The 16,667-nt window shown below is 55.4% G+C and carries 15 protein-coding genes; 4 read left to right on the top strand and 11 right to left on the bottom strand.

The annotated features are described in order from the left end of the window. Positions 1 to 11: 11 nt before the first annotated feature. Both traF and ACB496_RS01290 read right to left on the bottom strand, forming a co-directional pair. Entirely contained in the window at positions 12 to 1,271 is a 1,260-nt protein-coding gene (gene traF / locus ACB496_RS01295; RefSeq protein WP_228483554.1) for a conjugal transfer protein TraF, read from the bottom strand. Positions 1,272 to 1,493: 222 nt separating this feature from the next. After that, positions 1,494 to 1,982, bottom strand: a complete 489-nt coding sequence (locus ACB496_RS01290) for a cupin domain-containing protein (protein WP_100778060.1) — start codon at positions 1,980 to 1,982, stop codon at positions 1,494 to 1,496. 116 nt (positions 1,983 to 2,098) lie between these two features. Between ACB496_RS01290 and zur the strand changes: the two genes are divergently transcribed. Continuing rightward, a complete protein-coding gene (gene zur, locus ACB496_RS01285; RefSeq protein ID WP_100778061.1) occupies positions 2,099 to 2,614 on the top strand; it encodes a zinc uptake transcriptional repressor Zur in 516 nt (171 codons plus the stop codon). A gap of 68 nt (positions 2,615 to 2,682) precedes the next feature. On the opposite strand, the gene ACB496_RS01280 is transcribed toward zur, so the two are convergent. The 4 genes from ACB496_RS01280 to ACB496_RS01265 form a co-directional block, all read right to left on the bottom strand. Further along, positions 2,683 to 2,892 carry a CsbD family protein gene (locus ACB496_RS01280; RefSeq protein ID WP_095280331.1) on the bottom strand — a complete coding sequence of 70 codons (210 nt, stop codon included), beginning with the start codon at positions 2,890 to 2,892 and terminating at the stop codon, positions 2,683 to 2,685. Between the two features lie 141 nt (positions 2,893 to 3,033). Further along, complete coding sequence (gene dinF, locus ACB496_RS01275; RefSeq protein ID WP_194514219.1) at positions 3,034 to 4,356, bottom strand: MATE family efflux transporter DinF; 1,323 nt, start codon at positions 4,354 to 4,356, stop codon at positions 3,034 to 3,036. A gap of 67 nt (positions 4,357 to 4,423) precedes the next feature. Further along, positions 4,424 to 5,032, bottom strand: coding sequence for a transcriptional repressor LexA (gene lexA, locus ACB496_RS01270; RefSeq protein WP_100778063.1), 609 nt, complete (start codon positions 5,030 to 5,032; stop codon positions 4,424 to 4,426). Positions 5,033 to 5,141: 109 nt separating this feature from the next. Next, positions 5,142 to 5,510, bottom strand: coding sequence for a diacylglycerol kinase (locus ACB496_RS01265; RefSeq protein ID WP_100778064.1), 369 nt, complete (start codon positions 5,508 to 5,510; stop codon positions 5,142 to 5,144). A gap of 154 nt (positions 5,511 to 5,664) precedes the next feature. Here ACB496_RS01265 and plsB point away from each other — a divergent pair, with 154 nt between their 5' ends. Next, positions 5,665 to 8,085 carry a glycerol-3-phosphate 1-O-acyltransferase PlsB gene (gene plsB / locus ACB496_RS01260; RefSeq protein WP_100778065.1) on the top strand — a complete coding sequence of 807 codons (2,421 nt, stop codon included), beginning with the start codon at positions 5,665 to 5,667 and terminating at the stop codon, positions 8,083 to 8,085. A 94-nt stretch (positions 8,086 to 8,179) separates the two neighbouring features. On the opposite strand, the gene ubiA is transcribed toward plsB, so the two are convergent. From ubiA to malK, 5 genes are all read right to left on the bottom strand, one after another. Then, positions 8,180 to 9,049 (bottom strand): 4-hydroxybenzoate octaprenyltransferase, encoded by an 870-nt coding sequence (gene ubiA / locus ACB496_RS01255; RefSeq protein ID WP_371974108.1) that lies wholly within the window; start codon positions 9,047 to 9,049, stop codon positions 8,180 to 8,182. 12 nt (positions 9,050 to 9,061) lie between these two features. Beyond that, positions 9,062 to 9,559 (bottom strand): chorismate lyase, encoded by a 498-nt coding sequence (gene ubiC, locus ACB496_RS01250; RefSeq protein ID WP_100778067.1) that lies wholly within the window; start codon positions 9,557 to 9,559, stop codon positions 9,062 to 9,064. A 181-nt stretch (positions 9,560 to 9,740) separates the two neighbouring features. After that, a complete protein-coding gene (malM, locus tag ACB496_RS01245) occupies positions 9,741 to 10,694 on the bottom strand; it encodes a maltose operon protein MalM (RefSeq protein ID WP_371974106.1) in 954 nt (317 codons plus the stop codon). Positions 10,695 to 10,808: 114 nt separating this feature from the next. After that, positions 10,809 to 12,161 carry a maltoporin gene (locus ACB496_RS01240; RefSeq protein ID WP_100780781.1) on the bottom strand — a complete coding sequence of 451 codons (1,353 nt, stop codon included), beginning with the start codon at positions 12,159 to 12,161 and terminating at the stop codon, positions 10,809 to 10,811. A 102-nt stretch (positions 12,162 to 12,263) separates the two neighbouring features. After that, positions 12,264 to 13,373, bottom strand: coding sequence for a maltose/maltodextrin ABC transporter ATP-binding protein MalK (malK, locus tag ACB496_RS01235; protein WP_100778069.1), 1,110 nt, complete (start codon positions 13,371 to 13,373; stop codon positions 12,264 to 12,266). A gap of 371 nt (positions 13,374 to 13,744) precedes the next feature. On the opposite strand from malK, the gene malE reads away from it, so the two are divergent. Both malE and malF read left to right on the top strand, forming a co-directional pair. After that, positions 13,745 to 14,935: a maltose/maltodextrin ABC transporter substrate-binding protein MalE gene (gene malE / locus ACB496_RS01230; protein WP_100778070.1), complete on the top strand. Its 1,191-nt coding sequence runs from the start codon at positions 13,745 to 13,747 to the stop codon at positions 14,933 to 14,935. A gap of 116 nt (positions 14,936 to 15,051) precedes the next feature. Beyond that, the gene (gene malF / locus ACB496_RS01225; RefSeq protein ID WP_100778071.1) at positions 15,052 to 16,596 is read left to right on the top strand and encodes a maltose ABC transporter permease MalF; all 1,545 of its coding nucleotides are present in this window, start codon (positions 15,052 to 15,054) and stop codon (positions 16,594 to 16,596) included. The last annotated feature ends 71 nt before the right edge of the window (positions 16,597 to 16,667 follow it).

The following is a 16,667-nucleotide window of genomic DNA, read 5'->3' as shown; positions in this document are numbered from 1 at the left end:
CTCCGGTCGTCTTAGAAGGTGACGCTCAGCTGCGCGCCTGCCCCCCAGGTTTTGTCCTCGCCGTACAGACCCATCAGATCCACATGGACCGCGTTGAACGGCGCAAAGCCAACACCGCCGGTGAAGACGTTGCTGTCGTTGTCCTTCACGTCCGCGCGATAACCGGCGCGCACCGCCAGCCAGCTGAGCGGAGTGACCTCGGCGCCGACGCCGACGTACTGAGAGTTATCTTCGCTCTTGAAGCCTTTGGTTTCGGTCAGATCGCCATCGGCGGTCAGGGTTACCAGATCGTTATGCCAGGCCACGCCCGCAGTCACCAGCGGACGGATCTGGTAGGTATCTTTGTAGCTCACCACGTCACCCGTGCGGCCATTACGGATACGGATATCTTTGGTATCGATATCCCGCGACATCAGGTTCTGCCCGCTCAAGCCCACCGTCCAGTTCTCGCCAAAATCGGCAGCCACACCGGCATCCACGTTAAAGCCAGTATCGTCCGTGCGATAGCGGCTGCTGTTCCAGTCGCTGCTGTCGTAGGTGTAAATGGAGGTGGTGTAGTTGTAGAGCCAGGTTTTTTGCAGTTTTGGCGTAATACCGACCGAGACCGGCACATCGCCAATATCAAACTGACGGGCCACCGCGACGCCATAGTCAGAGACAATCGCCGCCCGGCCTGAGGCCGTGGAGTTGAGATTTTTGGTGATCTCATCCGAACCGTTAAGAGCGGCATCAAGCGCGACGCTGCCCGCCACCAGTTTACTGTTCTGGATGCTGCGCAGATAATCGATATCCTGCTGGTCGATAGAGGAGCTTACGCGCGCGTGAGCGTTGCCTTTCGCCACAAAGGCGACCGCAAGCACGTTATTTGGAATGCTGACCGCAATCCCGGCACCGGCGGTGGCGCGAGCGGTTTTACCTTTCAGATCGTCCAGCTCGTCAGCGAGATCTTTCGCGGCACTCTGAAACTGGTTAACGGATCCCAAAGGATTGGCGATGATCTCAGCCGCTGTCAGGCTGTTAACCACATCGTCGTAGTAATCGACTTTATCGCTGATATCGTCGATCTGATCCTGCAGATTATCTTTGTCAGTAATCTGTGCGCCGACCGAAGGCAAAATAACGGTAATGTCGTCATCCGGTTTTGCTTTTGCCAGCAGTGCCGGGTTAATAAACGCTCCGCTACCGTAATTGCCTGATGCAACGCCAGTACCGCCCATCGCGTCGCTACGCGCTTCTGTCCAGGTATTGGCTGCTCCCGCCTCGTTTGCCATAAACAGGGAGACAGCGATGCTAACCACCGAAAATTTAAAATGTTTTTTCACAGTATGCTCGTTTTATAGTCTGTTATTAAACAACCCCTGTCAGTTATCACCCATACAGGGACGAACTATTGCTGTGAATAACATCAAAAAGACACGCCTGTTCCCTAAGTTAAATCTTCCGCGAGGCCTGTTGTAATTTGTGACGGCCCTCAATATTTATAGAAGAGGATATTATTTTCGCCCAGGTTTTCCGTCGTGAGGGCCAAAAAATTGCGGCGGATGGTCCACCCAGCGGTCCTCGCGGGTGGCGGCGTAGACCGGGTTGAGCGGGTAATAGATGCGGTTGTGTTTTTTGTTCGCCTCGCCCACCACAAGCAGCCGCACCTCTTCGTCGGTGTTATTGATAAAGGTGTGGCACACGCCGGTTCCGGCCGGAAAACCGACGCTGTCGCCCGGCTCTAGCTTCCATAAATACCCGTTAATCCACGCCTGGGGATACCCTTCAATAACAAAGATAAACTCCTCTTCGTCGCTTTCAGCATGCGGATACGAAGTGCGACGGCCCGGCGGCAGGCGTTCATGGTGGATACCGATCCGCCCAAGCCCCAGTTTGCGGGCCAGCGGCGCGCCGATAGCAAAAAGTTCGTCGCTGTCTGGATAAGTGGAGTCGTCGGCACCTTCGACGTCGCGCCAGTGCCGGATGCAATCAGGTCTTTTCATTGTATTTTTCCCGTGTGGCGATGGGTCAGGTATAGCACAACTGTGGCGGATCTCGGCGTTTTCAGCAGAACATGGTAAAGTGAGGGTTTTCCAGACTCCATAATTCGAGGTGCGATATGGATAAGACCACGATGCAAGATCTGTTAGCGCAAGCTGAAAAGCTCTGTGCGCAACGCAATGTGCGCCTGACCCCGCAGCGCCTTGAAGTGTTACGTCTGATGAGCCTGCAACGCGGTGCCATCAGCGCCTACGATCTGCTCGATCTGCTGCGCGAAAGCGAGCCGCAGGCGAAACCGCCCACTGTTTATCGCGCGTTGGATTTCCTGCTGGAGCAAGGCTTTGTGCATAAGGTGGAGTCGACTAACAGCTATGTGCTGTGCCATCTGTTCGATCAGCCAACACATACCTCTGCCATGTTTATCTGCGATCGCTGCGGCGCGGTCAAAGAAGAGGGGGCGGAAGGTGTGGAAGATATTATGCATTCGCTGGCGGCTAAAATGGGCTTTGCCCTGCGCCATAACGTGATTGAAGCACACGGGTTGTGTTCAGCCTGTGTCGAAGTGGAAGCCTGTCGTCATCAGGGTGAATGTCAGCACGATCACTCCATTCTGGTGAAGAAAAAACCGCGCTAAAAACGAAGCGGGCGGCCATTAGGCCGCCCTCAGGGATTGTACTTCCGTGTACAACGGGTAGAACTCTGTTACCAGCGGTAGTCGTTGCGTTTTTCCCAGTCAACAACCTCTTTTTCCGCCTGATCTTTCGCGTAGCCGTAGCGTTCCTGAATCTTACCTACCAGCTGTTCGCGTTTACCTTCAATGACGGTCACGTCATCGTCGGTCAGTTTACCCCATTGTTCTTTCGCTTTACCTTTGAACTGTTTCCAGTTACCGCCGATTTCGTCTTTATTCATAATCAATTCCTCATCGTTCGGTTATCACGTAAATTCGAGTCGTCCGTTACGTTCATTTCTGCTGGACGTGATAATAATTGTAGATAAGGATTCGGCATGCGTGTTGAGATTCAGAATCTTTAACCGTTTCGTCAAATCACGCTATCCGCTAAACCAGCTGTTATTGCGCCAGTGGCGCCGCCAAATCAGCGCTAATGACAGGCCGCGCAGGGCGAGGAACACCGCCAGCGCCAGCCATAAACCGTGGTTGCCGAGCCAGGGCAGCGTGAAGAGCGTCAGGGCGAAACCGGCCGCCGCGACTGCCATGCTGTTGCGCATTTCCGCCCCGCGCGTTGCGCCGATAAACATACCGTCCAGCAGATAGCACCACACCCCCACCACCGGTAACACGACCTGCCAGATGATGTAGTGATTAGCCAGTTCTCTCAGTTCAGGCAGCGAGGTCAATAGCGCCACAATCTGCCCGCCAAATAAGGCATAGATCAGTGCGAAGACCAGCGCCACCAGCCCTGACTGGCGACAGGCCGCGCGCCAGACCTCCTGCAACTGCCCCGCCTCGCGAGCGCCATAGGCCTGGCCCGAATGGGCTTCCACCGCATAGGCAAAACCGTCAAGTGCATAGGCGGTGAACGTCAGCAAAGTCATCAGCACCGCGTTTACGGCCACGATCTCTGGCCCCAGGCGCGCGCCAAACACCGTTAAGGCGCCAAAGCAAAGTTGCAGCAGCAGCGAGCGAAGCATGATGTCGCGATTAAGCGCCAGCAGTTTACGGATGTTGCCGTGCCACGCTGTTTTGAGCATCGCGAATGATATTCCCCGCATGGCCAGCACGCGTTTCACCATCCATAGGCCAATGAAGAAAGTGCCGTACTCGGCGACCACCGTTGCCAGCGCCGCCCCCTGCACGTTCATGTGCAGACCCATCACCAGCCACAGATCGAGCACGATATTGAGTAAATTGCCCACCACCAGCAGGATCACCGGCGCACGCGCGTACTGCACGCCCAGCAACCAGCCAAGCAGAACCAGATTTGCCAGCGATGCCGGTGCGCTGAGCCAGCGGATTTCAAGGAAGCGCCGCGCCTGTTCCAGCACCGCTTCACTACCGCCCACGACATGCAGAGCCAGATCGATGAGCGGCGTGCGCAGCAAAACAATCAGCAGCCCTGCGCCAAGGGCGAGGATCAGCGGCTGCACCAGCGCACGGGCGAGTCGAACGGGATCTTTGGCACCAAACGCCTGGGCAGTCAGCCCGGTGGTGCTCATGCGTAAAAAGAGCAGCAGCATGAAGAGGAAACTGGTCGCCGTCGCGCCAATGGCCACGCCGCCGAGGTAAACAGGGGAATCCAGATGACCAATCACCGCCGTATCCACCAGCCCTAACAGGGGAACGGTGATATTGGAGAAAATCATCGGCAGCGCAAGACGCCACAATGCCTTGTCTGAGGTTGTCAGCAGAGACATGAGAAAGTACCGGGAATTGAGAGTAGACAGTCAGGCTGCGGTGCGACCACAGCCTGTCAGTAAGAGATTACAGCCATTCGCCGTTGCGGATAACACCAACAGCCAGACCTTCAATAGAGAAAGCCTGTTCGCGGAGATCCACCACAATCGGGGAAAACTCGCTGTTTTCTGGCAACAGCTGAACCGTGTTGCCCTGTTTTTTCAGGCGCTTAACGGTCACTTCGTCGTCGATACGCGCAACCACAACCTGCCCGTTACGCACATCCTGCGTTTTATGAACCGCCAGCAGATCGCCGTCCAGAATACCAATGTCTTTCATGGACATCCCACTGACGCGCAGCAGGAAATCGGCACTTGGCTTGAACATAGCCGGATCGACCTGATAGTGACCTTCAATATGTTGCTGTGCCAGCAAAGGCTCACCCGCCGCGACGCGCCCCACAAGTGGCAGACCTTCTTCTTCTTCCACCAGCAGGCGAATTCCGCGTGACGCACCAGAGACAATCTCAAGAACGCCTTTACGCGCCAGCGCTTTGAGATGCTCTTCAGCGGCATTTGGAGAACGGAAGCCCAGGCGCTGCGCGATTTCCGCACGCGTCGGTGGCATTCCCGTCTGGCTGATATGATCTCGAATGAGATCAAACACCTCTTGCTGTCTGGCCGTTAACGCTTTCATTCCGCCCCCTGGGTGTATATACAGTTATGCTGTGAGTATATACAGTCAAAGGTGATTTTGGAATCAAAAACTGCACAAAAAACCAGAGACTTATTGGATTCCTGAAGCCTTATCGAAAATGTGACCAAAGAAGCGTGCCCCAGGTGATGGCTGCGATGATAATCGCCAGCAGCACAGCGGCAGAACCCATGTCCTTCGCACGGCCCGACAGCTCATGGAAATCAGAACCGATGCGATCCACCACCGCTTCAATAGCGCTGTTGAGAATTTCCACTATCATCACCAGAAGGACTGAACCAATGAGCAATACGCGGGTTATCGGGTCGACATCCAGAAAACAGGCGATGATCACCGCAACAACCGCAGCAACCCCTTCCTGGCGGAAAGCGGCCTCATTGATCCATGCGGCGCGGAAACCTTTCCATGAATATCCGGCAGCTTTGATGATTCGGGTTAACCCAGTGGTATTATTGGCCATTAAAAGAACCTTTTCTTAGATTTAGCGTCAGTAACTATAGCTGTAGCGCGTAGCAATACAGCCTGAAGTATGACCGGTAACAACAGAAATTTTGCGCGCTTTCTGTTATCCTTGCGCCGCAATTGCATTATTAACCAGAGGCTTTACATCGTTTATGTCCGGCTGGCCACGAATTTACTACAAATTACTTAATTTACCATTAAGCGTCCTGGTAAAAAGTAAGTCTATCCCGGCGGAACCTGCGCTGGAATTAGGGCTCGATACCTCGCGCCCTATTATGTACGTTTTGCCTTACAACTCGAAGGCAGACTTACTGACGCTCCGCGCCCAATGTCTGGCGCATGACTTGCCCGATCCGCTCGAACCCCTTGAGGTCGACGGAACTCTGCTGCCGCGCTACGTGTTTATTCACGGCGGGCCGCGCGTGTTCACCTATTACACGCCAAAAGAAGAGTCCATCAAGCTGTTCCACGACTACCTCGATCTGCACCGCAGCAACCCAAGTCTGGATGTCCAGATGGTGCCGGTGTCGGTGATGTTTGGTCGTCGTCCTGGTCGTCAGAAAGGCGAGGAAAACCCACCACTGCGTATGCTGAACGGCATCCAGAAGTTCTTTGCCGTCTCATGGTTAGGCCGCGACAGCTTTGTACGTTTCTCCCCTTCCGTCTCCCTGCGCCGCATGGCGGATGAGCACGGGACGGATAAAATCATCGCCCAGAAACTGGCTCGCGTCGCGCGTATGCACTTTGCCCGTCAGCGTCTGGCTGCCGTTGGCCCGCGCCTGCCTGCACGCCAGGACCTGTTCAACAAATTGCTGGCATCTAAAGCCATTGCCCGCGCGGTTGAAGACGAAGCGCGCAGCAAGAAAATCTCTCACGAGAAAGCCCAGCAAAACGCCATCGCCCTGATGGAGGAGATTGCGGCCAACTTCTCCTACGAGATGATCCGCCTCTCCGACCGTATCCTGAGCTTCACCTGGAACCGTCTGTATCAGGGGATTAACGTCCATAACGCCGAGCGCGTGCGCCAGCTTGCCCACGACGGCCACGAAATCGTCTATGTGCCTTGCCACCGCAGCCACATGGACTACCTGCTGCTGTCTTATGTGCTGTATCACCAGGGGCTGGTACCACCGCACATCGCGGCAGGTATCAACCTGAATTTCTGGCCAGCCGGCCCGATTTTCCGCCGTCTGGGTGCGTTCTTTATTCGTCGTACCTTCAAAGGCAATAAGCTCTACTCCACGGTGTTCCGCGAATATCTGGGCGAGCTGTTTAGCCGTGGCTATTCCGTAGAGTATTTCGTCGAAGGGGGGCGTTCCCGTACGGGCCGTCTTCTGGACCCGAAAACCGGTACTCTGTCGATGACCATTCAGGCGATGCTGCGCGGCGGTACGCGTCCGATTACGCTTGTGCCGATTTACATCGGTTACGAGCACGTCATGGAAGTGGGCACTTACGCCAAAGAGCTGCGCGGTGCGACCAAAGAGAAAGAGAGCCTGCCTCAGATGCTGAAAGGCCTGAGCAAGCTGCGCAATCTCGGCCAGGGTTACGTGAACTTTGGCGAACCGCTGCCGCTGATGACCTATCTGAACCAGCACGTGCCGGAGTGGCGCGAATCTATCGACCCAATCGAAGCGATTCGCCCTGCGTGGCTGACGCCAACGGTGAATAATATCGCGGCCGATCTGATGGTGCGTATTAACAACGCCGGGGCGGCGAACGCCATGAACCTGTGCGTCACAGCACTGTTAGCCTCACGCCAGCGTTCGCTGACGCGCGAACAGCTGACCGAACAGCTCGATTGCTATCTGGATATTATGCGTAATGTCCCGTACTCAGCGGATTCCACCGTTCCGTCTGCCACCGCCAGTCAGTTGATCGACCACGCGCTGCAGATGAACAAGTTCGAAGTTGAGAAGGACACCATCGGGGACATCATCATTCTGCCGCGCGAGCAGGCAGTGCTGATGACCTACTATCGTAACAACATCACGCATATGCTGATGTTGCCGTCGCTGATGGCAGCCATCATCACTCAGCATCGCCGCATTTCCCGTCAGGAACTGCTGCGCCATGTTGAGACGCTCTATCCGATGCTGAAAGAAGAGCTGTTCCTGAGCTGGAGCAAAGATGAAGTGGCCGTTGAGCTGGAAAAACTCACCGCTGAGCTGCTGCGTCAGGGTCTGTTGACCGTCAAAGATGACGAGCTGCATATCAACCCGTCACGTTCCCGCACGCTGCAACTGCTGGCGGCCGGTGCGCGTGAGACGTTGCAGCGCTACGCGATTACCTTCTGGCTGTTGAGCGCGAACCCGTCCATCAACCGTGGTACCCTGGAAAAAGAGAGCCGCACGCTGGCTCAGCGTTTATCCGTGCTGCACGGCATTAACGCACCAGAGTTCTTCGATAAAGCGGTGTTTAGCTCACTGGTACTGACGCTGCGCGATGAAGGCTATATCAGCGATACCGGCGATGCGGAACCTGAAGAGACGATGAAGGTTTATCAGATGCTGGCCGAGCTGATAACGTCGGACGTGCGTTTGACCATTGAAAGCGCAACGCAGGACGAGTGACATAAAAAAGCCGGGAGGCGGTTTCGCCTTTCCCGGCTTACAAATATGCATCAGATATGTGCCCGGTGAGCGTTAGCGCTGCCGGGCATTTTTTTCAGGAAAAATAGCTCATCGCCAGCCCTAAAAACAGCACCAGCCCAACATAGTTGTTGTTCAAAAACGCTTTGAAACAGGCTTCACGCTCGCGATTCGCAATCAGCTTTTGCTGATATGCAAACAGCATCCCCGCCACCAGCACGGACCAGTAAAATTCCCAGTTCAGGGCGTTCAGATAACCAATCAGTACCATCAGCCCTAACACCGCGACCTGCAATATCCCGATGATCAGCTTGTCGTAGCGGCCAAACAGAATCGCCGTCGATTTGATGCCAATTTTCAGATCGTCATCGCGGTCGACCATCGCATACTGGGTGTCGTACGCCACCGCCCACAGAATGTTAGCGAGGAACATCAGCCAGCAGCTCAGGGGCACTGATTCACTGACAGCGGCAAACGCCATCGGAATCGACCAGCCAAAGGCCGCGCCCAGCACCACCTGCGGCAGATGGGTATAGCGCTTCATAAACGGATACACCCACGCCAGCGCCAGTGCTGCAACCGAGAGTAAAATCGTCATGGTGTTGAGCGTTAAAACCAGCAGAAACGCGAGGAGCACCAGCACCACAAACAGCGTGCGGGCCTCTTTTTCTGACACCTGACCGCTCGGCATCGGGCGGTTGGCGGTGCGTTTCACGTGGCCGTCAAATTTGCGGTCGGCATAATCGTTAACCACGCAGCCCGCGGCACGCATCAGCCAGACGCCTGCGACAAACACTGCCAGGATCCACAGCGGCGGTAAACCAGGGGTGGCAACCCACAGCGCCCACAGCGTCGGCCACAGCAACAAAAAGGTGCCGATGGGTTTATCGGTACGCATCAAGCGGTGAAAAGCCAGCAGCTTATCCTGCGTCAGACTCCACTCCATTTTCATATCCTCTTAGTACAACGGCGATGCAGGCAAAAAGAGTTCTGTCAGCATGAGCGGCTTGCCGCTTAAGCGCAGGCGGGAACGGCGTCCCCACAGGTCTGCATTGCGACCAATTTCAATAAAATCACGGGTAAGCTCAGACGACGTAAAAAGATAGCGTCCCAGCGGGGTTTTACCCAGCTGTTGCAGCGCCAGCTCCGGGCCGCACAGGGTAGATTCAGGGACCACGGTCCGCCCGGCAAGCCAGGGTTCACCATCGGCGCAGAGTAAAATTTCACGCAGCCAGTAACGATCTTCTTTTGGCAGCAGCGGCAGTTCACTGGCGACGTCATCAGGCGAGACGAACCCTTCCTGAATCAGCGTTACCGTGACTTTTTTCCCCTGCTGCTCAAAGCGTTTCGTCATGGAATCCTCCAGCAGCAACCAGTCCAGTTGCTCCGGGTCAAGCGCGGGAATGTTTTCAAAATAGCGCAGCGCACGCAGTTGCGTTAGCGCAGGGTGTGACATGCCAGACTCTCCGATACATAACGTCTGGCTATTGTATCGCAGAAAAGCAGATTGGGGGCGGCCAAACGCGGTTTAACGATCATTATCGCAACAGGAGTGCAACAGCCTGCGCCGCCCAAAAAAAAGTGCGCCCACTCAGGCGCACTAAACTACTGACAACATCAGCACTGCGGGGAGACGGTCACCCCTTGCCTTTTACACTGCTGATAAAGGTGGAACGGGCAGTGGTCGAACCTAAACGCTCAGCTTCATCCAGCAGCTTCAGCGCTTTGTCTACATCGCCGCGATCAACTGCTTCTTTGATGGCGCGATTGAAGTAACTTTCAGTGTCATTCAGCATCGGCTCGGCTTTCTTCGCCGGAGCTGGTGCTGGTGTCGGCGCAGCGGCAGGGGCAGCGGCGACAGGCGCGGCATAAGCTGGTGCGGCGGTGTTACCCACGGTCACAGGGCCAGGGCCAGCGGAGCCAAACAGTGGGCCAACCAGCACGCTGGAGGCGGAAGAGGTGCTGACTTTCAGTTTCAGCGTGCCGTCGGTGGTGTGGCGCGCTTTTGGATCCGGAATATCCGGGACCGCATTGCCCGTGCCTTTGGCGTAGGCTTTGGCTGGATCAACCAGGGTAGTTGTCTGGGCGAGATCCTGCGGCGTCGTGAAGACCAGCACATAAATTTTCTGCTGACCCAGCGCAGGCGTCAGGCGCATCACCCCTTCCAGGCGATCGGCGCTCATCACGCCCGGTTCCTGATAGGTAAAATAGCTGCTCGGGAAGAACGCCGATGGCGTCATGTTCTGATCCAGAATCAGCACGTTCGGCGCAAAGACATGTGTTTGCTTGTCGACAATACTGGTCAGCGTCAGGTTCAGCTCACCAATGTTTGCCGGGACGCTCCAGGCCGCGACCGGGCCGGAAATACCAGGCACATTTAGCTGCTGGCCGCCGCTCGCAAGATCGGTACTTTGGGTTTTAGACTGATCGACAGGCGTCCAGACCAGTTGTTGCAGTGCAGAAGCCGGGATGGCGGGAGCCGCCGTGGTGTTCTGCGGAACGAAATTAACCTCGGCAAAACTGACTGCCGGGAAGCTTGCCAGCAGGCCAGCGGAAAGGCAGAGGGCGACGAGACTTTTGTTCATTTTCATTGTTATCACCTCAGATATTCAGCGCAGCGGTGGCCAGGCAATAGCGCGCGACGCTTAAATCAGAGGGGCTTGCGCCCCTCCTTTGTTTAGCCATTACGTGAGATTAACTGCGGATTACCACCAGATTTCCATCTGGGCACCGAAGCTCCACTCGTCGTTATCGCCGCGGCCAAGGCCTGCAGTCTGCATACCGAAGTTGGAGTTGTAGTTACCGCTGGTAGTGATCGGGCTACCCGAAGTGTCGTAACCCCATTTCTCATCCCACTTCGCATAGGTTGCGAAGACGCGGATTGCCGGACGGGACCAGATGCTGTCGCCAGCCTGCCATTGTTGCGCCAGGGTGACTTTGTACTGGTTGTTTTTGTCGCCGGTGTTCTGGGATTTGACGTTGTCGTAGCCCACTTCCAGCAAGGTACTCATGATTGGCGTCCATTTGTACATTGGGCGCACACCCACGGTGTACCATTTGGTACCGTTGCCGTTATCCCAGTCGATGTCCTGGTACATACCGACGTACATCAGGTCCCAGCTGTCGCCCAGGGAGATTGCACCGTGGTCGAGAACGCGCAGCAGGTGGCCGTTGTTGTTGATGCCGTAGGCATACAGTTTGCCATCGGAATCGTCATTACCCAGACCGATGCCAGCACCCTGGTTCAGGCCTTTACCCTGAGAGGTCATGGAGTCTGTTGCGTACTGAACGACGAACTTGTTAAAGCCTTTCAGCATGCTTTGGGTATGTTCTGCGGTGAACATCCAGCCATCTTTGGAGGCGTTCGGCTGCAGATAGTAATCGTCATTTACGTTGGTGTGACCGTAGTCAACGCCCAGTTCCAGCGTACCGCCTGGGTTGATTTCCATCTGCGCTAAACGCACGTCAAAGACGTCGTTAGCGGTATCGGTGGTGTAATCACGAATGTTGTTGCTGGCGAAAGTAGAGGAGCCGCCCGCTTCAGTCGAACGGGTCACAGCCATGGAGAGTTTACCAAAGCCGAGATCCACGTTTTCCAGACCTGCACCCGGGCCGGAGATATCCCAGTAGTAGAAGTCGATCATGTGAACGTCATGACGCTGATAGAAGCGCTTACCCGCCCACATGGTGGAACCTGGCAGCCATTCAATCAGGTTTTTACCCTGCACGTTGGCTTCACGGAACGCGGGATCAGTAGCTTCCCAGTCGTTCTGCTGTGCAACGGAGTACGCGACGTTGGTGTCGAAGTAGAAGCTCTTATCGCCTTCTTTCCACACTTCCTGGCCCAGTTTCAGCTCAGCGTAAGTTTCACATTCGTTACCAAGACGATATTTACTTTGTGCACCCGTTGCCTGGAAGCACTGTTGCGCGCCGCCGCTACCGGTCCAGCCGATACCCGAACGGGCGTAACCTTTAAAATCGACGGCGCCCGCGTGAGCAGACAAAATGCCTGCAGTCACGGCGATTGCCAGTGGAAGTTTGCGCAGAGTAATCATTATTCTATCTCCTGAGATCATTGCTTTTCTTATTACACTTCACTCTTCGGGCTGCCTCTTCGTTGGCTGCAGCGCGAAGGATGACGTGTAGTTTTGTTGGAATGCTTAAACGCCTGGCTCTTTATGCAGCCGACGACATGCAGTGCCATCCTCTCGGAACAGATGGCAACGCTCTGGCGGCAAACCGATAGCGAATGTGGCACCCTCTTCTACCAACACCACGTCGTTCTGGCGGTAAACCAGGTTCTGACGGATGGCGGGGATCTGGATATGAATCTGTGTTTCGTGACCAAGTTGTTCGACGACCTGAACTTCCCCTTCCAGCGTCACATCGGCGATCTGACTTGGCAGTAAATGTTCAGGACGAATACCCAGGGACATGTTTGCCCCGACCTGTACGTTAGCGCTGTCCACTGGCAGCCAAATTTGCTGACGGTTCGGCAGTTCCACCTGTACCTGTTCGATCGCCGTTGCGGTCACTTTGACCGGCAGGAAGTTCATCTTCGGCGAGCCAATAAAGCCTGCAACGAAGCGATCTGCCGGGTAGTGATACAGCTCCAGCGGTTTTCCCACTTGCGCGACGCGACCGGCGTCCAGCACCACGATTTTGTCGGCGAGCGTCATCGCTTCGACCTGATCGTGGGTGACGTACACCATCGTGCGGCCAAGGCGTTTGTGCAGGCGGGAAATTTCAATACGCATCTGAACGCGCAGGGCGGCGTCCAGGTTAGAAAGGGGTTCATCAAGCAGGAACACGCGCGGTTCCGCCACCAGCGTACGGCCAATCGCCACGCGCTGACGTTGTCCGCCGGAGAGCGCTTTCGGTTTACGCTCCAGCAGGTGTGCCAGCTGCAGCACTTCCGCCACCTGGGTGACGCGCTGATTGATGACATCTTTTTTCGCCCCGGCCAGCTTCAGACCAAAGGACATGTTTTCGGCAACGGAGAGATGGGGATAAAGCGCATAAGACTGGAAAACCATGCCGACGCCGCGTTCGGCGGGTGGGATATCGTTCATGCGGGTTTCACCGATAAACAGATCGCCACTGGTGATCGTTTCAAGTCCAGCAATCATACGCAGCAGTGTTGACTTACCGCAGCCTGATGGGCCAACAAACACCACGAATTCACCTTCGTGGATGTCGAGATTGATGTCTTTTGACACCACTACGTCGCCCCAGGCTTTCGTTACATTCCGCAGCTGTACGCTCGCCATGCCCTTCTCCCTTCGTTACAACCTGTCACCGACAGAAACATTCAACATAAGTTCACTATGGGGTATCCATAAGTTCTGCAAATCCTCCACCCCCTGCCTTTTTCATGGGGGAGGAGGCGGGAGGATGAGAGAACCGGTTCTGCCACCGCGCCGGGCGTGGTCTGGGTAAATTCGTGATGCAGGCGGCAAAATTCATTGGGTTTTTATGTGCGCCATGACTCATAACTTAAATTTATGCAACGCAGATCACACAAAGCGGGGGTGGGGCGTAGACCTAAGGAGGATGGAAAGAGGATGTCATATAAGGAAACTGGCTCACGTTGAACCACCTCAGTGTATCCACGAGCACATCACCAAAAAGGATGGCAGATATGAAGATCAAGACTGGCGCACGCGTTTTCGCATTGTCCGCCCTGGCAGCAATGATGATTTCCGCACCGGCTCTCGCCAAAATTGAAGAAGGTAAGCTGGTTATCTGGATTAACGGCGACAAAGGCTATAACGGCCTGGCCGAAGTGGGTAAGAAATTCGAAAAAGACACCGGCATCAAAGTCACCGTTGAACACCCTGACAAACTGGAAGAGAAATTCCCGCAGGTCGCAGCAACGGGCGATGGCCCTGACATCATCTTCTGGGCGCATGACCGTTTCGGTGGCTACGCGCAGTCTGGCCTGCTGGCTGAAGTCTCTCCTGATAAAGCGTTCCAGGACAAACTGTTCCCGTTCACCTGGGACGCCGTGCGTTACAACGGCAAGCTGATCGCCTATCCGGTGGCGGTTGAAGCCCTCTCGCTGATTTACAACAAAGACCTCGTACCGAACCCGCCGAAATCCTGGGAAGAGATCCCGGCTCTGGATAAAGAGCTGAAGGCGAAGGGTAAGAGCGCGCTGATGTTCAACCTGCAAGAACCGTACTTCACCTGGCCGCTGATCGCAGCCGACGGCGGGTATGCCTTCAAGTTTGAAAACGGCAAATACGACGTGAAAGACGTGGGTGTGGACAGCGCTGGCGCGAAAGCCGGTCTGACTTTCCTGGTTGATCTGATCAAGAACAAACACATGAACGCGGATACCGATTATTCCATCGCGGAAGCTGCGTTCAACAAGGGCGAAACCGCGATGACCATCAACGGTCCGTGGGCCTGGTCTAACATCGACAAGAGCAAAATCAACTACGGCGTCACGCTGCTGCCAACCTTCAAAGGCAAACCGTCTAAACCGTTCGTAGGCGTGTTGAGCGCAGGCATCAACGCCGCCAGCCCGAACAAAGAGCTGGCGAAAGAGTTCCTCGAAAACTATCTGCTGACCGATCAGGGTCTGGACGAAGTGAACAAGGACAAACCGCTGGGTGCCGTCGCGCTGAAGTCCTTCCAGGATACGCTCGCGAAAGACCCACGTATTGCGGCCACGATGGATAACGCCCAGAAAGGTGAAATCATGCCGAACATCCCGCAAATGGCGGCGTTCTGGTATGCCACTCGTACGGCGGTGATCAACGCAGCAAGCGGTCGTCAGACTGTCGATGCCGCGCTGAAAGACGCGCAAGGTCGTATCACCAAGTAAGCACTATGGCGGGTGAGCGTAGCGATCCCGCCCTACTACTACGGCTCAAACCGTAGGTCAGGTCAGCGATGCGCCGCCTGACAATAAGTTTTCATCGCTGTAGAGGAAGATTCCCCATGGATATCATTAAAAAGAAACACTGGTGGCAAAGCGACACGCTGAAATGGTCAGTGATAGGTCTGCTGGGCTTACTGGTGGGTTACCTTGTTGTTTTAATGTATGTGCAGGGGGAGTACCTGTTCGCCATCATGACGCTGATTTTAAGCTCTGTTGGCCTGTATATTTTCGCCAATCGTAAAGCCTATGCCTGGCGTTATGTCTATCCGGGCGTGGCCGGGATGGGGCTTTTCGTCCTGTTCCCGCTGATCTGTACCATCGCTATCGCATTCACTAACTACAGCAGCACCAACCAGCTCGCGCAGGAACGCGCCCAGCAGGTGCTGATGGACCGTTCTTATCAGGCCGGAAAGACCTTTAACTTTGGTTTATACCCGGCGGGTGACGAATGGAAGCTGGCCCTGACCGACGAAGGGACCGGTAAAAACTATGTCTCCGACGCCTTTAAATTTGGCGGCGAACAGAAACTCACCCTGAAAGAAGCCGACGCCCTGCCGGAAGGCGAGCGCGCGAATCTGCGTGTCATCACCCAGAACCGCCAGGCCCTGACCCAGCTGACGGCCATCCTGCCAGACGAAAGCAAAGTGATCATGAGCTCGCTGCGCCAGTTCTCCGGCACGCAGCCGCTCTATACCAAAGCCGATGACGGCACTCTGACCAACAACCAGAGCGGCGTGAAATACCGTCCGAACAACGAGATCGGTTTCTATCAGTCGGTGAATGCCGACGGCAACTGGGGCGACGAAAAACTCAGCCCGGGCTATACCGTCACCATCGGCTGGGACAACTTTACCCGCGTCTTCACCGACGAAGGCATCCAGAAGCCGTTCTTCGCCATCTTCGTCTGGACAGTCGTCTTCTCGGTCCTGACGGTGATCCTGACCGTGGCGGTCGGCATGGTGCTGGCGTGCGTGGTGCAGTGGGAGTCCCTCAAGGGTAAAGCCATCTATCGCGTGCTGCTGATTCTGCCGTATGCGGTTCCGTCGTTTATCTCGATTCTGATTTTCAAAGGGCTGTTCAACCAGAGCTTCGGTGAAATCAACATGATGCTGGGCGCGCTCTTTGGCATCAAACCGGCCTGGTTCAGCGACCCGACCACTGCCCGCAGCATGATTATCATCGTCAACACCTGGCTCGGTTATCCGTACATGATGATCCTGTGCATGGGGCTGCTGAAAGCGATTCCGGACGATCTGTACGAAGCCTCGGCGATGGACGGCGCAGGCCCGTTCCAGAACTTCTTTAAGATTACGTTCCCGCTGCTGATCAAGCCGCTGACGCCGCTGATGATTGCCAGCTTCGCCTTTAACTTTAACAACTTCGTACTGATTCAGCTTCTGACCAACGGCAGCCCGGACAGGCTCGGAACCACCACGCCAGCAGGCTACACGGACCTGTTAGTGAGCTACACCTACCGCATCGCCTTCGAAGGCGGCGGCGGTCAGGACTTCGGGCTGGCAGCTGCCATTGCCACCCTGATCTTCCTGCTGGTAGGCGCACTGGCGATTGTGAATCTGAAAGCCACACGTATGAAATTTGACTAACTGGAATCACAGGCGTCATTGGCGCAGCCAGTTTGGGCGCTGCCAGCGCGCAAGAACCGGAGCGTACACGA

It is taken from the genome of Lelliottia nimipressuralis (assembly GCF_041464075.1).
In the GTDB taxonomy this organism is placed as follows: domain Bacteria; phylum Pseudomonadota; class Gammaproteobacteria; order Enterobacterales; family Enterobacteriaceae; genus Enterobacter; species Enterobacter nimipressuralis.
The sequence above is the reverse complement of the archived record's forward strand: the minus strand, read 5'-3'. Positions and strand labels throughout refer to the sequence as shown.

What these genes read in the sequence shown, in the direction of transcription:
- traF (WP_228483554.1), bottom strand. Translation starts at nt 1,271, where the DNA reads ATGGCAAACGAGGCGGGAGCAGCCAATACCTGGACAGAAGCGCGTAGC.
- ACB496_RS01290 (WP_100778060.1), bottom strand. Translation starts at nt 1,982, where the DNA reads ATGAAAAGACCTGATTGCATCCGGCACTGGCGCGACGTCGAAGGTGCC.
- zur (WP_100778061.1), top strand. Translation starts at nt 2,099, where the DNA reads ATGGATAAGACCACGATGCAAGATCTGTTAGCGCAAGCTGAAAAGCTC.
- ACB496_RS01280 (WP_095280331.1), bottom strand. Translation starts at nt 2,892, where the DNA reads ATGAATAAAGACGAAATCGGCGGTAACTGGAAACAGTTCAAAGGTAAA.
- dinF (WP_194514219.1), bottom strand. Translation starts at nt 4,356, where the DNA reads ATGTCTCTGCTGACAACCTCAGACAAGGCATTGTGGCGTCTTGCGCTG.
- lexA (WP_100778063.1), bottom strand. Translation starts at nt 5,032, where the DNA reads ATGAAAGCGTTAACGGCCAGACAGCAAGAGGTGTTTGATCTCATTCGA.
- ACB496_RS01265 (WP_100778064.1), bottom strand. Translation starts at nt 5,510, where the DNA reads ATGGCCAATAATACCACTGGGTTAACCCGAATCATCAAAGCTGCCGGA.
- plsB (WP_100778065.1), top strand. Translation starts at nt 5,665, where the DNA reads ATGTCCGGCTGGCCACGAATTTACTACAAATTACTTAATTTACCATTA.
- ubiA (WP_371974108.1), bottom strand. Translation starts at nt 9,049, where the DNA reads ATGGAGTGGAGTCTGACGCAGGATAAGCTGCTGGCTTTTCACCGCTTG.
- ubiC (WP_100778067.1), bottom strand. Translation starts at nt 9,559, where the DNA reads ATGTCACACCCTGCGCTAACGCAACTGCGTGCGCTGCGCTATTTTGAA.
- malM (WP_371974106.1), bottom strand. Translation starts at nt 10,694, where the DNA reads ATGAAAATGAACAAAAGTCTCGTCGCCCTCTGCCTTTCCGCTGGCCTG.
- malK (WP_100778069.1), bottom strand. Translation starts at nt 13,373, where the DNA reads ATGGCGAGCGTACAGCTGCGGAATGTAACGAAAGCCTGGGGCGACGTA.
- malE (WP_100778070.1), top strand. Translation starts at nt 13,745, where the DNA reads ATGAAGATCAAGACTGGCGCACGCGTTTTCGCATTGTCCGCCCTGGCA.
- malF (WP_100778071.1), top strand. Translation starts at nt 15,052, where the DNA reads ATGGATATCATTAAAAAGAAACACTGGTGGCAAAGCGACACGCTGAAA.